The organism is Haloimpatiens massiliensis, from assembly GCF_900184255.1.
In the GTDB taxonomy this organism is placed as follows: Bacteria; Bacillota; Clostridia; order Clostridiales; family Clostridiaceae; genus Haloimpatiens; species Haloimpatiens massiliensis.
The window spans coordinates 710,479-727,931 of record NZ_LT854640.1 but is presented as its reverse complement, the minus strand read 5'-3'; the positions used below and the strand labels follow the sequence as shown (position 1 = coordinate 727,931).

The window sequence follows — 17,453 nt, the reverse complement described above, 5'->3', positions numbered from 1 at the left end:
TTTTTTTAAAATAACGCTTCTACGAACTCTTTTGCATTAAATTCCTGTAAATCATCAGCGCCTTCTCCTACTCCTATATACTTTACTGGAATTCCTAATACGTCTTTTATAGAAATAACAACTCCACCTTTAGCCGTTCCATCTAATTTAGTCAATATTATTCCATCAACATTGCATATTTCTTTAAATTGTTTTGCCTGTTGTACGCCATTTTGTCCCGTAGTGGCATCTACCACCAATAGAGTCTCTTTATTTCCATTTGAAAATTCCTTTTCTACAATCCTATTTATCTTTTGAAGTTCATTCATTAAATTTTTCTTATTGTGAAGTCTTCCTGCAGTGTCGCATATGAGTATATCCATATGTCTTGCTTTCGCTGCTTGAATTGCATCAAAAACTACTGCCGCTGGATCTGACCCCTCTTGATGTTTTACAATATCAACTCCTGCTCTACCACTCCATACCTCTAATTGATCTATAGCAGCTGCTCTAAAAGTATCTGCTGCTGCAATTAGAACCTTATTGCCTTCTCTTTTAAAATTATTTGCTAATTTACCTATAGAAGTAGTTTTACCTACTCCATTTACTCCTATCACTAGCATAACTTTAGGAAAATTTTGTTCTACTTTTACTTGTCCTAGCATTTCTATTAATATCTCTTTTAAGCAAGGTTTTATCTGTTGTGGGTCTTTTATCTTTTCTTCCTTTATTTTTTCTTTCAATTTATCAATTATTTTTAAAGAAGTTTCTACTCCTATATCTGCAGTTATAAGAATTTCTTCTAACTCCTCATATAAATCATCATCTATAGTTATAGCTAGGTTTAACATGTCACCTAGTTTATTGCTTAAACCATCTCTCGTCTTAGTAAGTCCCTCTTTAAGTTTATTAAAAAATCCTCCAAACATATACAATACCTCCTATAATATTAATTATTTAACTGTATTGAAACTACTTTTGATATTCCTTTTTCTTGCATAGTTACACCATACATAACATCGCTTGCTTCCATAGTTCCCTTTCTATGAGTAATTACAATAAATTGAACATTGTTAGAAAAAGCCCTCAAGAAATCTGCGTATCTTACTACGTTAGCATCATCTAAGGCTGCTTCGATTTCATCTAATATACAAAAAGGGGTTGGCTTCATTTTAAGTATTGCAAATAATAGAGCTATGGCAGAAAGTCCCTTTTCTCCACCGGACATTAAATTTATGTTTTGAAGCTTTTTTCCTGGAGGTTCTACATTTATTTCAATGTTACAGGATAATTCATCTCCTTCTCCTAGTAGTAAATCTGCCCTTCCTCCTTTAAATAGTTCTTGAAAAGTTTCATTGAAATACTTTCTAAGTTTGTTGAAATTTTCATTAAACATGACTTTCATTTTTCCAGTCATATCATTTATTACTTGCATAAGCTCTTCTCTAGCACTTATTAAATCTTCTTTTTGATTATTCATAAACTTAAATTTATCTCTTATATCTTCAAATTCTTCTATGGCACCTAAGTTTACAACACCTAATTTTGAAATTCCCTCTTTTAAGTTTTGAATATCTAATTTAAACTCTTTTAAATTAAAATTTTCAATTGCATATTCTAAAGCTTCAGCATAAGTAATTTGAAATTCATCATTTAATTTTAAATATACATTTTCTTTCTCTGTTACATACTTAGTATGTGATATTTGTTCCTTGTGTATTTCTTTTTCCTTGTTAGCTATTAGTAAATTCATTTCTTCTAATTTATTTTTATATTTATCAATACTTTCTTTTACCTTTATTTTTTCTACTTCCTTACTTTCATATGCATTTTTCAAAACCTCTAAAGACCTCAGTACATGTTCTATCTTCATCTTGTTTTCTTCTATATTTTTAAGACTACTTTGATAAGTTTCCTCTGACTTTTCTATTTCTTTTTTTAGAGTTTCAATTTTTATATCTATAGCTTCTCCTTCTTTGCTTATCCTACTTAATTCACTTATCTTATTGTTGACTATCTCATCTAGTCCAGCCTTTTTTATTCTTAATTCAGTTAAGTTTTCCTTATTATCCTCTATAAGTTTATCCCTATCTTTTAGTTTAAACTCCAAGTTTCTAATCTTTTCATTATTTTCTTTTTCTTTTTCTATATATAAATCTATATTTTTATAAAATTCCTCTGTCTGACTCTCTTTATATTTCAAAGTTTTACTAATAACATTTATCTCTTCAGTAGAAACAGACAAATTTTTATTTAATTTTTCTGTTTCCATTTCGATAGCACTTGTTTTTCCATCAATCTTTGTTATTTCTATATTTTTATAGTGAATTTCATCTTTTAGATTTAAACACTTATCATCTAATTCCTTTATAATTTTATTTAAATTTTTTATATCATAAGCTACCTTAGAAATTTCTTCTTTTGATTTTTCCACTTCCAATTCTATTTCTTCTATATGTCTCTTTCTACTTATTATTCCAGTATTTTTCCCATATAAGCTACCACCAGTTAAAGCTCCTCCAGCATTTACTATCTCTCCATCTAGCGTTACTATTTTAAATTTAAACTTACTAGCCTTAGCTATATGAATAGCACAATCTAAATCTTTAGCAATTATTGTCCTTCCAAGCACATACTGTATTATAGGATTAAATATATTATTATAATTTATGAGTTCACTAGCAATTCCTAAATATCCTTTTATATTTTTTATTTCAGGATATAAATCCAACTTTTTCCCTCTAACTATATCTAAAGGCAAGAAGGTAGCCCTGCCTAACCTATTTTCTTTTAAGTAACTAATTAATTTTTTTGCTGTAGTTTCATCTTTTGTTATTATATTAGAAATAGATGCTCCTAGAGCTATTTCTATGGCTACTTCTAGTTCTTTAGGTACATCTACTATTTCCCCCAATACATGGCAATGCTGTTTTTGTATCTCCAATAATCCCTTAGATAAATCATGCATTAAATTTTTTACAGTTTTTGTATACCCTTCATACTCCTTATCTAAATTTGCAAGTATGTTTCTATTAGCTTCCAAAGTATTTAATTTTTTATTATTACTTTTAAATTTAATTTCTTGCTCCTTTAATTGAATATTAAGCTTAGAAATTTCTCTTCTAGAGGATTTTATTTCATCCTCATGTTCAACTATACAGATGGATAGCTTTTCTCTTTCTTCTTTTAAAATATTTTTGGTATTTGAATTAATCTTTATAGAATTAGCATATCCCACACAACTTTCTTTTATATGGGAGATTTTCTTTTTTAATTCCTCTACTTCATTCTTATAAATTATATTACTATTTTTAAGTTCAGATATCTTCCCTGCTACATCTATTTGCTCTTTCTTTAAATTATCAAGTATTTGCTTATCAGTAGATATTTCTTTATTAAGACTTAATATATAATTTTCTAACTTAACAATATTTATATTTAAACTGGTTTGATCCATTTGAAATTTTTCCAGTTCTTTTTCTTTTAAATTTTTTTCTTTATAAAAACTTTCTTTTTTATGTTCTAAATTCTTTATATCTATGGAATTTTTGTCTATAACAGATTTTAAATTGGATATTCTCTCATTTAAAATTTCCATCTTAGATATTATATCCTTGTGTTCCCATTGCTTGTTATAATAATCTGATTTTTCTCTTTCTATATCTTTATTAAACTTTTCCATCTCTTCTTCTAATTCATCAAATTGACTTTTTAGTTCTTCTTTTTCTTTTTCATATTTATTCATTTCATCATTAAATTTATCTATATTTTTTTTGATAAATAATATTCTTTCCTCTAAGGATTTAATATTATACAATATTAAATTTATCTCTTTTATTTTTAATTCCTCAGATAACTTTAAAAACTCTTTTGCTTTATTTCTTTCTATTTCTAAAGGTCCAAGTCTTTCTTCATAGGTACTTAATATATCTTCTATTCTAGTTAAATTTTGTTCAGTATTAATAAGTTTTCTTTCAGCTTCTTCTTTTCTAGTTTTAAATTTAACAATACCAGCGGCCTCTTCCAAAAGTTTTCTTCTGTCCTCTGGTTTACCACTTAAAATAGCATCTATCTTACCTTGACCTATTATAGAATATCCTTCTTTTCCTATTCCAGTGTCCATAAATAATTCTTGTATATCTTTAAGTCTACATTTGGAGTTATTTATATAATATTCACTCTCTCCTGACCTATATAATCTTCTAGAAATGGTTACATCGGAATAATCTATAGGGAGTTCGCTATCGCTATTATCTAGAGTAATAGCTACTTGAGCCAATCCCACTGGTCTTCTGTACTGAGTTCCAGCAAATATAACATCCTCCATTTTACCTCCTCTTAGAGTTTTTATACTTTGCTCTCCCAGTACCCATCTAACTGCATCTGAAATATTGCTTTTTCCACTACCATTAGGGCCCACAACTGTAGTTATTCCTTTATTAAAGGACACCTCAGTTTTATCTGCAAAAGATTTGAATCCTCTTATCTCCAGTGATTTTAAAAACATAAACACTCTCTCCTATATAAAGCTTAATTATTATATGTTTATCTAAATAATATAGGCATTAAAGTAAATATAAAAATTATGATCATTGCAAATACCATAATTTTTGTAGCCTTTTCTCTATTTTCCTTTTTCATTTTACCACCTCACATACTGGTTTTACTTTAATAGTTTATAGTAATTTAAAAAAAATATCAACTTGTATTAAATTTAAATAAGCTCTCATGGTCTAAACCTTGAGAGCCTACATTTCTTAAACTAATTTTTTAGCAAGTTATCTGGATTCAACTATTAATTTAATTGCAGTTCTTTCTTCGCCATCAATTTCTATCTGTGAAAAAGCTGGTATGGTTACAAGGTCTATTCCATTAGGGGCAACAAATCCCCTAGCTATGGCAATAGCTTTTATAGCTTGATTTACAGAACCGGCACCTATTGCTTGAATCTCTGCAACTTTACTATCTCTTACAATAGCTGCTAAAGCCCCTGCTACTGATTTTGGAGAAGATTGAGCTGATACTTTTAATACTTCCATAATTATATTCCTCCCTATAAAAATTATTATTTAAGTTTAACTTTTTAATACTTATATAGGAATTATATTCTATAAAAAACTCTTATATCCTTTTTTATACTTACTTTGAACATAATTTTGGAAAGATATTTTACTACATTTTTCATTTATATTTATAGAAATTTGCCCTACTTCTAAAGTGTTATCCTGAAATACACTTAAGTTCTTTGACGAAAATTGTTTCTTCATGTCATAAAAAAATTGTTTTTTATTTGCGTATATTTTAGATATATCCTTAGGATTAACACCTATAGTTACACTAGAACCATCTTTTTCTATAAGTTCATCTCTTATCATATCGTTATACATACTACCTTCTACCAATTCTCTAAAAGCTGGGTGAAAAGGACCCGCTACCAATTCTCTGCCTGTAGTTATTTCCTCAGTAGGTTGAAGTCCAACTCTTATTACCCTTATTCCATTACTAATAAAAATACCATACACATCTTTGCATATTTCCACTGCTTGCTCCACAGTATATGGCTTATAAATTCCCTCTTTATACATTTTCTCCATAGGAGTACCCTTTATTACTAAAGCAGGATATATGCGGCATATATCCGGTTTCATTTCCACAGACTTTATAGCTGTATCTATATCCTTCTTAAAATTATCTCCTGGTAATCCTAACATCACTTGGTGCCCCAAGGTAAATCCGTATTCTTTTATAAGCTTAGAAGCTTTTATAACATCTTCTACACCGTGTCCTCTCGCTGACTTTAATAATACTTCTTCATCTAATGATTGTACTCCTAATTCAATGATATCTGCATGATACTTTTTTAAATTATCTAATATACATTCATTTATACAATCTGGTCTCGTAGACATATGAATGTATTTAATTTTTCCTTCTTTTTTGTATTTATATGCTACTTCTAAAAGTTCATTTTGCCTTTCTATATTTATAGCTGTAAAAGACCCTCCAAAAAATGATACCTCTACCGTTGAATTTTTATAATCTATAGTAGAAAGATATTCTCTTATTATTTTATCCGCATACTCTCCATTCACATTACTTTTTACTCCTGTTATGCTTCTTTGGTTACAAAATACACAATTATGAGTACATCCTTCATGTGGTACAAATATAGGGATTATATAGTGTGATTTACCCATTTATAACCTCCAAATTATTCAAAGCTTCTTTTGCCGCATTTTGCTCAGCTTCTTTTTTACTATATCCATCACCTTTACCAAGATATTTTCCATTTATATAAACTTCTATGTAAAATTTTCTTCTATGAGGTGGTCCTTCATATTTTAATAAATTATATTCTATATTTACTTCTCCATGTTGCTGCATAATTTCTTGTAGCTTTGTTTTATGATCCATTATTATTTGATTGTTTAATGCTTTATGTATGTTTTCTTTAAAATTTATCAGTATAAAACTTTTGACTTCTTCAAATCCTTTTTCTAAATAAACAGCAGCTATTATAGCTTCTATGCAATCTGCCAATATAGATACTCTAGTTCTTCCACCAGTCATTTCTTCACCTTTGCTCATGTTTATATATTTACCTATATCCCAATTTTTGGCTATACTGTGAAGAGAGTTTTCACATACTATCATGGCTCTTGTTTTAGTTAATTCGCCTTCACTTTTTTCTTTATATTTTTTAAATAAGAAATCAGATATCACAAGTTCTAATACCGCATCTCCTAAAAATTCAAGTCTCTCATTGTATTTTGCATTTTTTTTATGATTGGCATAAGAACTATGGGTTAATGCTACATCTAGTAAGTTTTTATTTTGAAAATTAAGCCCTATTTTCTCTTCCAATTCCACTAACATGTCTTCACGTAAAGCATTCATTATATAATCTCCATCTCCTTTAATAGAGTTTATTCCTCAATTTGCATTTTATTTACAAGCTCAAGAATAAACTATATTTCTGAAAATATAAAGTCCCGTTTTAAAACGGGACCTTTTATTACTCTTCTACATGTTGTTTTATATATTCAACAACATCTCCTACAGTAGAAACTTTTTCGGCAGATTCATCTGGAATTTCAATATCAAATTCTTCTTCTAGCGCCATTATAAGTTCTACTATATCTAGCGAATCAGCTCCTAAATCATCTATAAAAGAGGAGTCTATTCTCACTTCTTCCTCATCTAAGCTTAATTGATCAGCTATTATTTTTTTTACTCTTTCGAATACCATAACATTCACCTCCTAATAAAATCTACAAATAGATAATATTATATAAAATCTAAGTAGTCAATATAATAATATCATCAATATTATTAAATTTATACGTGTTTTTCAATTTTTTCGTTTTCTTCTTGCACTTTTTCATTTTCTATCTGCATTTTAATTTTATCTATTATTTCATTATTGGCAAATTTAATAGCCTGAGATATAGCATTTTTGATAGCTTTACCATCAGAGCTTCCGTGAGCTTTAATGCATACTCCCTTTACTCCTAAAAAAGCAGCTCCACCATATTCTTTGTAGTCAAATTTTTTCTTAAAATTCTTAAAAACTGGCTTTAAAAGTATTCCTCCAATTTTAGTTCTAGTAGAGCTTAATATTTCTTCTTTTATAGTCCCAAATATAGTAGATGCCACGCCTTCATACATCTTTAAAACAGTATTTCCTACAAAGCCATCACATACTAGTACATTTACATCTCCACTAGGTATATCCCTTGGTTCCACATTACCTATAAAATTTAAAGAAGTTTCTTTAAGAAGTTTATAGGTTTCTTTTGTAAGGGTATTTCCCTTTTCTTCTTCTGCACCTATATTAATAAGTCCTACTGTTGGATTAGGTATTCCTAATATATTTTTAAAATATATATCTCCCATATAAGCAAATTGCAATAAGTTTACAGGCTTGCATTCTGCATTAGCACCACAATCTATAAGCATACTAGGGCCATTTTTACCTGGTAAAACTGGTGCTATAGCCGGCCTATCTATTCCTTTAATTCTTCCTACAATAAATAAAGAGCCCGCCATGAAAGCACCTGTACTTCCTGCAGAGATTACGGCATCTGCTTCTTTGTTTTTTACTAAAGTTAAGGCCTTTGCTAAACTTGAATTTTTTTTCTTTCTTATGGCCATTACGGGATGTTCATTGTTAGTAATTATCTCTTCTGCATTTAAGACTATTATTCTTTCCTTTGGATAATTATATACTGAAAGTTTTTCATTAATAACTTTCTCGGGACCTGTTATTATTATAGTTAAATCTTTAAATTCATTAATAGCCTCTATAGACCCTTTAATTATACAATCTGGTGCATTATCTCCACCCATACCATCCACTGCTATTATCATAATAAAACCTCTCTTATAAATATTATATAATATAAATTATATAATTTATTATATACTGATTTGGGTAAAAATAAAAGAAAGTCATATGACTTTCCTTTTATTATTTTTCTGTTGAAACAACTTCTTTATTTTTGTAGTATCCACAGTTTGGGCATACTCTATGAGCAAGTTTCATTTCGTGACATTGAGGACATTCAACTATTCCAGGTGCACTTAGTTTGAAAGTTTGTGCTCTTCTTGAATCTCTTTTAGATTTTGAAATTTTTGATTTTGGATTACCCATTTATAACACCTCCTTAATTAGCAGAAAAAAATTCTTTTAGCTTAGCCAATCTAGGATCAACATCCTCATCTTTGCAATTACAATTTGAATAATTTAAATTAGTTCCACAAAGTTGACATAAGCCTTTACAGTCTTCTCTGCAAAGTCTCTTTAAAGGTAATGACATGATGATATTACTTATGATTATATCATCTATATTCAACTTACTATTATCAATAAAGATGAGATCATCATCTTTATCATCAGAATTTGTTGATATTGTCTCTTTAAAATCCAAATCTAACTTATAGTTAAATTTTTCTAAACATCTAGAGCATGTTAAAATAATTTCTCCTCCAACATGTCCCTCTACGATTAGATCTTCTTCGAAGCTTTTTATTACTCCATTAAAATTAATAGCCTTTGTAACTTCAATAGTTTCATTGCCATCATGGAAATTACATAAATCTAATACAAAATTTAATTTTTTACTACTTACTTTGTTTTTTATTAGTTCCGATACATTGATTATCATATAAAATCCACCTCATGTGACAAATTACAACAAACACCATTATTATATAAGTAGCAATAATAAAAGTCAAGATTTATTTTTAAAACTATTAAACTCATAAGAACTGAAAACTAGCTCAGATGGGCCTTTAGCCCACCTGAACTCTAATTTAAATAGTTATGCTACTATTTTGCAACTATTTCCATTGTATCTCTTGCTATCATTAATTCTTCATTTGTTGGTATAACAAATATTTTAACTTTAGAACCTTCAGTACTTACTTCTACTGCTTTACCTCTAACGTTATTCTTTTCAGCATCTAATTCTATGCCGAAGCATTCTAATCCCTTACAAATTTCTTCTCTAGATGATATAGAATTTTCGCCTAATCCAGCAGTAAACACAAGACAATCAATACCACCCATAGCAGCTATATATGATCCTATGTATTTTTTAACTCTATAATGGAATACATCTAAAGCTAACTGAGCTCTATGATTTCCTTTCTTAGCAGCATCCTCTATATCTCTAAAGTCACTACTTACACCTGAAACACCTAGTACTCCAGATTTTTTATTCATTAATGTATCCATTTCTTCAATTGATAAACCTTCAGCCTTCATTAAATATGTTACTATAGCAGGATCCATATCTCCACATCTTGTTCCCATAACTAATCCTTCAAGTGGAGTTAATCCCATTGATGTATCAACGCATTCTCCATTAGCTACAGCTGAACAACTAGCTCCATTTCCTAAGTGACAAGTTACTATCTTAAGTTCTTTCATATCCTTGCCCATCATTTCTGCAGCTGTAAGTGAAACAAATTTATGAGAAGTTCCATGTGCTCCATATCTTCTTACACTATGTTTTGTATACATTTCATATGGTAGAGCATACATATACGCCTTTTCTGGCATAGTTTGATGGAAAGCAGTATCAAATACTACTACCATTGGAGTATTTGGCATTAAAGTTCTGCATGCATTAATTCCTATGATATGAGCTGGATTATGAAGTGGTGCTAATTTAATACACTCTTCTATATTCTCTACTACTTCATCAGTAACTAGTACAGATTTAGCATACTTATCTCCACCATGAACTATTCTATGTCCTACTGCTGATATTTCTGAAACATCATTAATCACTCCATGGTCTTCATTTACTAATGCTTTTAGAACTAATTCTACTGCAACTTGATGATCTTTCATTGGAGTTTCTACTACAAATTTCTTTTCTCCAGCTTTATGAGTTAATATAGATCCTTCTATTCCTATTCTTTCCACTAATCCTTTTGCTAAAGCTTTTTCTGTTTCCATATCTATTAATTGATACTTTAAAGAAGAGCTTCCACAGTTAATAACTAATATTTTCATTAAAAAAATCCTCCTAATCTTTTATAATATATCTATATGTTAAATATGATATACTTTACTATTTTTGATTTTGCGCTTGAACTGCTGTTACTGCCACAACATTTACTATATCCTCTGCACTACATCCTCTTGATAAATCATTAATTGGTTTTGCAAACCCTTGGCATATAGGTCCTATAGCATCTGCTTTTGCAAATCTTTGAACTAATTTGTATCCAATATTTCCTGCTTGTAAATCAGGGAAGATAAGTACATTAGCTTTACCTGCTACATTACTTTCTGGAGCCTTTTGAGCTGCAACTTTTTCAACTATTGATGCATCTAATTGCAATTCTCCATCTATTAACAAATCAGGTCTTGATGTTTTTGCCATCTTAGTAGCTTCTCTAACCTTTTCAACTAATTCATGTTCAGCACTTCCCATAGTTGAGAAAGAAAGCATAGCAACTTTTGGATCCATATCACATAATCCTTTAGCTGTTTCTGCTGTACTTATTGCAATAGATGCCAATTGCTCTGCTGTTGGATTAGGATTTACAGCACAGTCTGAGAATAATAACATTCCATCTTTACCATACTGGCAGTTTGGTACTACCATAATAAATACACTAGAAACTACTGATATACCAGGAGCTGTCTTTATTATTTGAAGCCCTGGTCTTAAAAGGTCTCCAGTGGTATGTATTGCACCTGAAACCATTCCATCTGCGTCATCCATTTTAACCATCATAGTAGCAAAATATAGTGGGTCTCTTACTATTTTATCTGCTTTTTCTAAAGTAATACCCTTTTTCTTTCTTAATTCATAAAAACCATTTACATACTTCTCTAATTTATCTGATGTTTCAGGGTCTACTATTTCAGCACCTGAAATATCTACTTTTAGTTTATTTGCCTTTTCTTTAATATTTTTTTCATTGCCCACTAATATAACCTTAGCTAAGCCTTCTTTAACTATTTTTTCTGTTGCTGTTAAAGTTCTCTCTTCTTCTCCTTCTGGAAGAGCTATTGTTTTTAAATCATTCTTAGCTGCCTTCCAAAACTTCTCCATAAGTTCCATGTTCATTTCTCCTTTCAAATTAAAAAAATACACACATTTATAATATAACGCTTTTTACTTATATTTTTCAATAGTCAATGTATAATTTCTTAATAATAACATCATTTTTATGAAAAAAGTACTGTTATTTGCCATAATAATTAAATTTTCTATAAATAAAGTATACACTAATCATAATAGTTTATGTTAATATCAATAATAAGCTTGTAAGTATTTAAAATAGTATATTTTATTAAGAAGGTGTATAAAATGAATATATGTGGTTTAATAGTAGAATATAATCCTTTTCATAATGGGCATTTGTATCATATAGAAAAGTGTAAAGAAATAACTAAATGCAAAAATACAATAGCCGTGATGAGTGGTAATTTCACTCAAAGAGGCACCCCCGCAATAGTAGACAAATGGATAAGGGCAAAAATGGCACTGCAACAGGGAGTGGATTTAGTATTAGAACTTCCTGCCGTATACAGTTTATCCTCTGCAGAATTTTTTTCCTTAGGAGCCATAAGTCTTTTAAATAGCTTAGGCGTAGTAGATGGTATATTTTTTGGTAGTGAAGTAGGTGATGTAGAAATATTAAAACAAATCGCTGCTATTCTAATAAATGAACCGATAGATTATAAAAATGAATTAAAAAAGTATCTAAATACTGGATTAAATTATCCTTCTTCTAGAAATAAAGCCTTAAAATATTATTTGATTCAAACTAACTCTATGAAAGAAGATATTTTAGATAATATTCTTTTACAATCCAACAATATATTAGGAATAGAATATTGTAAAAGTTTATTAAAATTAAATAGTTCTATTAAACCTGTAACCCTAAAGAGAAAAGGGAATCTATATAATGATTTAAATTTAAGCAATAAATTTTCCAGTGCTTCAGCCATAAGAAACCACTTTAACTCCAATAAATCTATAAATGAATTAAAAAACTTCATGCCAGAGAATGTTTTTAATTTAATTTTAAAATTAAAAGACGAAAATTATTGTTTTCCTATGGATGAGCATATGTTTCAGTATATAAAATACAAAATTCTTACAAATAAAAATTCTATAGAAAATATACCTGATGCTTTAGAGGGTTTAAATAATAAAATTATGAAAGAAATACAATTTTCCAATACTTTAAAGGAACTTATATTAAAAATAAAAAGTAAAAGATATACTTATACTAGAATAAGTAGAATACTAACTCAACTTTTCATAGGTTTTGAGCTTTTTCCTACAGAAAATATGCGAAAATCCCCTTGTGACTATGCAAGAGTATTAGGTTTTAACTCAGAGGGACAAAAAATATTAAAACTACTAAAAGACACCTGTTCTATACCTGTTTATACAAAGCTTCCTAAACATAAGTGCCTTAGTTTACAATTAGACATTCAGTGTACTAGAGCTTACAGTCTTATAAATAAAAATATAAATCCCAATAGCGACTATCTAACAAGTCCTATTATATATAAATAGCAATATAATTATATATATATTTACATACATTTTTATAAACATTACTTTATTAATCCCTCTTTCATTTTTACCTTTTAAGTAAGTTAATAAAGCATCTATTTTCTTTTTGTCCTTTATCAGTTCAACTACCATAAATATCACCCTTCCACTAATGTAATATTTTATATATATCATATAAAATATTACATTTAAAACCAAAAATAAAATAATAGCCCTAGTCAAAACTGCTATGAGCTATTATATATCAGGTTTTATGATGTTTTACTGAATGTAATATTTTAAACATTAAGTTACTTTCATGTATCAATAATCTTAATTTTTATCTAATTCTTACGCATATTATACCACTTTATTTATATTTTAAACATATGGTGATCATTCATTTTTTATACGCCTTTTTCCATACAAAAGTATACCTATTTGTATTCGCTTCAATTTTAGTTCCATCTATAAATATATTTTAATACAACCCATTAGTGCCTATGAAATGTAGTCTCAAGAGATTACTCTTCGTGCATTATTTTCACAAAACATATAATATGTATAACACATATTATATGTTTTGTCGGTATTGTACATCTTAATTAGTCTTGGCGTTCCCTGTATTTTTGAAATTATGGCTATTTTTGCAATTATTTAGTTTAACATAATGTTAGGATATAATTACTACTTTGATTATTTTTTTGAATACAGCAGGTGATACTTCCTTTATTTTACCTGAATAATGTACCTCAATAACTTTTGCATCTTTTAGTTCTTTCCATGATAAATGATTACCTTTGTCATCTGTTATATCTAATTGAGAATTTGAGATTTGATACTTGTTGCCATTTCCTTCAGTGGCGATAATGCTATCATCAGAAGCTGAACTAACGTTTAATGTTAGTACCTGATATTTTATATCTTTAGTGTCTAAGCTGCCTTATTATCTTTTGTACATCCTAACGCTAGAATACTAAAAACAATTAAAAACCAAGATATTAAACTCCATTTTTTCATAATAAAAACCACCTTTTTTAGTAACTACATACGAATTATACCATTAAAATACAATAGGGGGTATTAACATGATAAAAATAAAAAAATCAAGATTCTTTCTGCAATATTGTCTGGCTACTTGTTTTCTCATTCTTACCTATGTCTTCAGCTAATGCTACAACACTTACTCAGTATACATTAACAAGTAGCACAGAAATGTTAGAGAATATGCAAATTAAGGATCTTACTACGCAACAAGAGACTACTGGAGGACAAAGTATGCCCATTCTACTGGAAGGATAGTAGTGGACATCGTATAGTTGGTATTTATACCCTTAGATCAAGCTCAGTTAATAGTGCAACTAGGGTAACTAAATCAGTATATGATGCTATGATGAACTTCTAATAAAAAACTTTTAGTTTTACAGAAATTTTATGAAAATATAGTGATTATTGCTTCAATTCATATTTCTCAAATCAAATACTATAATATAGAACCTAATATTTTATTATAATGTCAATATACAGCCTAAAACTCAATTATAACGTCCTAAGTAAATTTGTTCACTAGTAGGCATTTTTAAACCTCTTATATTTTGTAATAATAACTATAATATAAATATATATTTATATTATAGTTATTGAAATAAGAGGTTTTATTTTATGAAGATATTATTTTATGCTTTAATATTGTCTATATTTGTTCTCTTAATACTATTATCTAAAAACTCTAAACTCAACATTTTTATTACATTAATTTGTTCTTTTTTAATAATAAAAATAGTCTTAAACCCTAAAATCTGCATTGAAGCAGCTTTAAATGGGGCAAAATTATTTATAAATTCTGTATTTCCATCATTATTTCCTTTTTTAGTTATTATAAATGTAATGATGGAATTTGGTGGTATAGAAATTTATTCTAAAATATTTGGTACAATCCTATGTAAGCCTCTTAATTTACCAAACCATTGTAGTTTCCCTATACTGGTAAGTTTTATTTGTGGCTATCCATTAGGTGCAAAGTATTCTTGTGAGCTTTACGAAAATAAATCTATAAGCCTAAGCACCTGTGAAAGATTATTAAACATAGCTTCCAATGCCGGGCCTCTATTTGTAATAGGCGGGGTAGGTGCTTCCATGCTTAATAATCACTATTTAGGTTATTTGCTTCTTATATCAAATTATATTTCTTGTTTCATCATGGCCTTATTACTAAAAAGAAAAGACTTTAATGCTCCTTCTATTAATAAACATTTTAATAGAAAATCACCAAAAGCAGATAATATTGGCTTAGTATTAAAGAGAAGTATTGAAAATTCTATTTTCACAACATTATCTATAGGTGGTTTTATAATATTATTTTCTGTATTGACCATTCTATTAAAAAACAGCATATTTTTTAGCAAAACTACCATTTTCATATCAAATATACTACATATTCCGATTAACTTGACTAATGGATTTATAATTGGCCTTATGGAAATGACCAATGGATGTGCATCTTTATCTTCTATAAAAATAGATATGATATATAAATTAGCTTTTTTGAGCTTTATTATATCTTTTGGTGGAATTTCAATTACATCTCAAGTATATTCTTTTACGTATAAATATAATATATCTATGAAAAAATATATGAAAAGAAAGTTTATACAGGGTTTTATAAGCAGTATAACAACAGTTCTTATGTATAAACTTTTTTATAACCCTGTAGTTTTTACTAGTACCTTTTTCTATAATGCTTCATTTAATAATGTATACTTCATTAAATTAATCATTATTTTGATTGCTTTAACTATACTCCCATACATTTTAAAAAGGAAAAAATTTATTTAGTATCCCTTAATTCTTTTATATTTTCTCGTATAGTTTTATTTTTTTCATTAATCTCTTTAGATAATGATGTTAAAAACTCTTCCATTTCTTTTTGAAGATTTTGCAGCATTTGTTTACTTTGATTATCTACTTCATTTTGTAGATCACTTAAAAGAAAATCCGCATAATCAATAGCACCTAATCTTAATTCCTTTGCCTGCTTTTGAGCTGAAATTACTATATTTTCAGCTTTTTTCTCCGCTTGCTTAGTAACACTATGATTTTCTATTTCTCTTTTTAATAAACTCATTTTTTCTTTTTTTAATATTTCTGCTTCCTGCAAAGCTTGTCCTAATATTCTATCCTTTTCTTCACAAAGCCATTTTGCTTTTTTAAATTCATCTGGAAGAAAATTTATTACTCTATCGATTAATTCCATAACTTCACTTTTATTTATTACAACTTTATTAGGTACTATAAACTTTGGAGAGTTTTCAATTACATCTTGAAGGTATTCTAACAATTCAATAACTTCCATACCAAACATCCCCTATTTATTAATATTAAAACCCCTATTATACTTTTTAATTTTCTTCATTATATCTTCAATGATTATTTCTGGCACTAATTCTTTTATACACCCTCCAAACATAGCTACTTGCTTAACAGAAGATGAACTTAAATATGAATACTCTGCATTAGTCATCATAAATACCGTTTCTATTTCAGGATTTAATTTATTATTCATAAGTGCCATTTGAAATTCGTATTCAAAATCAGATACTGCTCTTAAACCTTTAATTATTACTTTAGATTTATTTTGTTCCATAAAATCTATTAAAAGTCCACTAAAACTCCTCACTTTAACATTTGGTAAATCTTTAGTGCATCTTTCTATAAATTCAACTCTTTCTTGTACTGAAAAAAGTCCACTTTTATTTGGATTTATCAAAACTGCCACTATTACTTCATCAAATACTCTAGCAGATCTTTTAATAATATCTAAATGACCATTAGTAATAGGGTCAAAACTTCCTGGATACACTCCCCTATTCATTTTCTTCCTCCTTGTAAGCATAAAAACAAACTGTAGTATTTCCATACCTTCTATGGCCTTTTAATACTATCCTATGATCTCCAGGATAAATTTCTTCTATTGTATCTATTTTACACACTATAAGCCCCTCTTTAAGCAACATATGGTATTGATCTATTATATCTATAGCTGGAGGAATCATTTCTTTTCTATAGGGTGGATCTATAAACATCAAATCAAATTTTTTTCCTCTTTTTCCTAACATTTTTAGTGCTTCATAGGAATCCATATTTAAACAAGTACATCTATCTTGAAATTTAAGATTTTCCACATTTTGCTTTAATAAAGAAAAAGACACTGGATGTTTATCTACTAAATAACATTCTTTAGCACCTCTACTTGCTGCTTCTAATCCTAGACTTCCCGTGCCTGCAAACACATCTATAGCAATAGATCCATAGACTCTAGTTTGTATTATGTTAAATATAGATTCTTTAATTCTATCTAATGTAGGTCTTGTATTCATACCTTCTGGGGATAAAATTTTTCTACCTTTTGCTTCTCCCGCTATTATTCTCATAAGGTACCTC

19 protein-coding genes are annotated in these 17,453 nt (G+C 28.5%); 3 read left to right on the top strand and 16 right to left on the bottom strand.

Annotated elements, in window-relative coordinates:
• Positions 1–5: 5 nt before the first annotated feature.
• From ftsY to pta, 12 genes are all read right to left on the bottom strand, one after another.
• Complete coding sequence (gene ftsY / locus C1715_RS11595; protein ID WP_102400649.1) at positions 6–908, bottom strand: signal recognition particle-docking protein FtsY; 903 nt, start codon at positions 906–908, stop codon at positions 6–8.
• A 20-nt stretch (positions 909–928) separates the two neighbouring features.
• Positions 929–4,486 carry a chromosome segregation protein SMC gene (gene smc / locus C1715_RS11590; protein ID WP_102400648.1) on the bottom strand — a complete coding sequence of 1,186 codons (3,558 nt, stop codon included), beginning with the start codon at positions 4,484–4,486 and terminating at the stop codon, positions 929–931.
• Positions 4,487–4,524: 38 nt separating this feature from the next.
• Entirely contained in the window at positions 4,525–4,620 is a 96-nt protein-coding gene (locus tag C1715_RS20310; RefSeq protein WP_423240830.1) for a DUF4044 domain-containing protein, read from the bottom strand.
• Positions 4,621–4,757: 137 nt separating this feature from the next.
• Positions 4,758–5,018: a stage V sporulation protein S gene (locus tag C1715_RS11585; RefSeq protein ID WP_102400647.1), complete on the bottom strand. Its 261-nt coding sequence runs from the start codon at positions 5,016–5,018 to the stop codon at positions 4,758–4,760.
• A 69-nt stretch (positions 5,019–5,087) separates the two neighbouring features.
• Entirely contained in the window at positions 5,088–6,176 is a 1,089-nt protein-coding gene (locus C1715_RS11580) for an elongator complex protein 3 (protein ID WP_102400646.1), read from the bottom strand.
• Entirely contained in the window at positions 6,169–6,876 is a 708-nt protein-coding gene (rnc, locus tag C1715_RS11575) for a ribonuclease III (RefSeq protein WP_102400645.1), read from the bottom strand. Before rnc ends, C1715_RS11580 begins: the two co-directional genes overlap by 8 nt.
• Positions 6,877–6,994: 118 nt before the next feature.
• Positions 6,995–7,228 carry an acyl carrier protein gene (gene acpP / locus C1715_RS11570; protein WP_102400644.1) on the bottom strand — a complete coding sequence of 78 codons (234 nt, stop codon included), beginning with the start codon at positions 7,226–7,228 and terminating at the stop codon, positions 6,995–6,997.
• Positions 7,229–7,317: 89 nt separating this feature from the next.
• The gene (gene plsX, locus C1715_RS11565; protein ID WP_102400643.1) at positions 7,318–8,349 is read right to left on the bottom strand and encodes a phosphate acyltransferase PlsX; all 1,032 of its coding nucleotides are present in this window, start codon (positions 8,347–8,349) and stop codon (positions 7,318–7,320) included.
• Positions 8,350–8,449: 100 nt separating this feature from the next.
• Positions 8,450–8,632 carry a 50S ribosomal protein L32 gene (gene rpmF, locus C1715_RS11560; protein WP_102400642.1) on the bottom strand — a complete coding sequence of 61 codons (183 nt, stop codon included), beginning with the start codon at positions 8,630–8,632 and terminating at the stop codon, positions 8,450–8,452.
• A 13-nt stretch (positions 8,633–8,645) separates the two neighbouring features.
• Positions 8,646–9,146 carry a YceD family protein gene (locus C1715_RS11555; protein ID WP_102400641.1) on the bottom strand — a complete coding sequence of 167 codons (501 nt, stop codon included), beginning with the start codon at positions 9,144–9,146 and terminating at the stop codon, positions 8,646–8,648.
• 164 nt (positions 9,147–9,310) lie between these two features.
• Positions 9,311–10,504, bottom strand: a complete 1,194-nt coding sequence (locus C1715_RS11550; protein ID WP_102400640.1) for an acetate/propionate family kinase — start codon at positions 10,502–10,504, stop codon at positions 9,311–9,313.
• Between the two features lie 58 nt (positions 10,505–10,562).
• A complete protein-coding gene (gene pta, locus C1715_RS11545; protein ID WP_102400639.1) occupies positions 10,563–11,564 on the bottom strand; it encodes a phosphate acetyltransferase in 1,002 nt (333 codons plus the stop codon).
• Between the two features lie 249 nt (positions 11,565–11,813).
• Here pta and C1715_RS11540 point away from each other — a divergent pair, with 249 nt between their 5' ends.
• Positions 11,814–13,034, top strand: a complete 1,221-nt coding sequence (locus C1715_RS11540; protein ID WP_102400638.1) for a nucleotidyltransferase — start codon at positions 11,814–11,816, stop codon at positions 13,032–13,034.
• Here the strand turns inward: C1715_RS11540 and C1715_RS19465 are convergent.
• A complete protein-coding gene (locus C1715_RS19465) occupies positions 13,008–13,166 on the bottom strand; it encodes a hypothetical protein (RefSeq protein ID WP_180964067.1) in 159 nt (52 codons plus the stop codon). The genes C1715_RS11540 and C1715_RS19465 overlap by 27 nt on opposite strands.
• Positions 13,167–14,171: 1,005 nt before the next feature.
• Here C1715_RS19465 and C1715_RS19460 point away from each other — a divergent pair.
• Both C1715_RS19460 and ylbJ read left to right on the top strand, forming a co-directional pair.
• Positions 14,172–14,315, top strand: coding sequence for a hypothetical protein (locus C1715_RS19460; RefSeq protein ID WP_180964066.1), 144 nt, complete (start codon positions 14,172–14,174; stop codon positions 14,313–14,315).
• A gap of 360 nt (positions 14,316–14,675) precedes the next feature.
• On the top strand, positions 14,676–15,848 hold the full coding sequence (gene ylbJ, locus C1715_RS11530; protein ID WP_102400637.1) for a sporulation integral membrane protein YlbJ: 1,173 nt from the start codon (positions 14,676–14,678) through the stop codon (positions 15,846–15,848).
• Here ylbJ and C1715_RS11525 read toward each other — a convergent pair.
• From C1715_RS11525 to rsmD, 3 genes are read right to left on the bottom strand one after another with little or no spacing between them, the layout of a single operon-like run.
• Positions 15,841–16,365, bottom strand: coding sequence for an ATPase (locus C1715_RS11525; RefSeq protein WP_102400636.1), 525 nt, complete (start codon positions 16,363–16,365; stop codon positions 15,841–15,843). The genes ylbJ and C1715_RS11525 overlap by 8 nt on opposite strands.
• Positions 16,366–16,377: 12 nt before the next feature.
• Positions 16,378–16,884, bottom strand: coding sequence for a pantetheine-phosphate adenylyltransferase (gene coaD / locus C1715_RS11520; protein ID WP_102400635.1), 507 nt, complete (start codon positions 16,882–16,884; stop codon positions 16,378–16,380).
• Positions 16,877–17,443 (bottom strand): 16S rRNA (guanine(966)-N(2))-methyltransferase RsmD, encoded by a 567-nt coding sequence (gene rsmD / locus C1715_RS11515; RefSeq protein WP_102400634.1) that lies wholly within the window; start codon positions 17,441–17,443, stop codon positions 16,877–16,879. The genes coaD and rsmD overlap by 8 nt, the downstream gene beginning before the upstream one ends.
• Positions 17,444–17,453 lie beyond the last annotated feature (10 nt).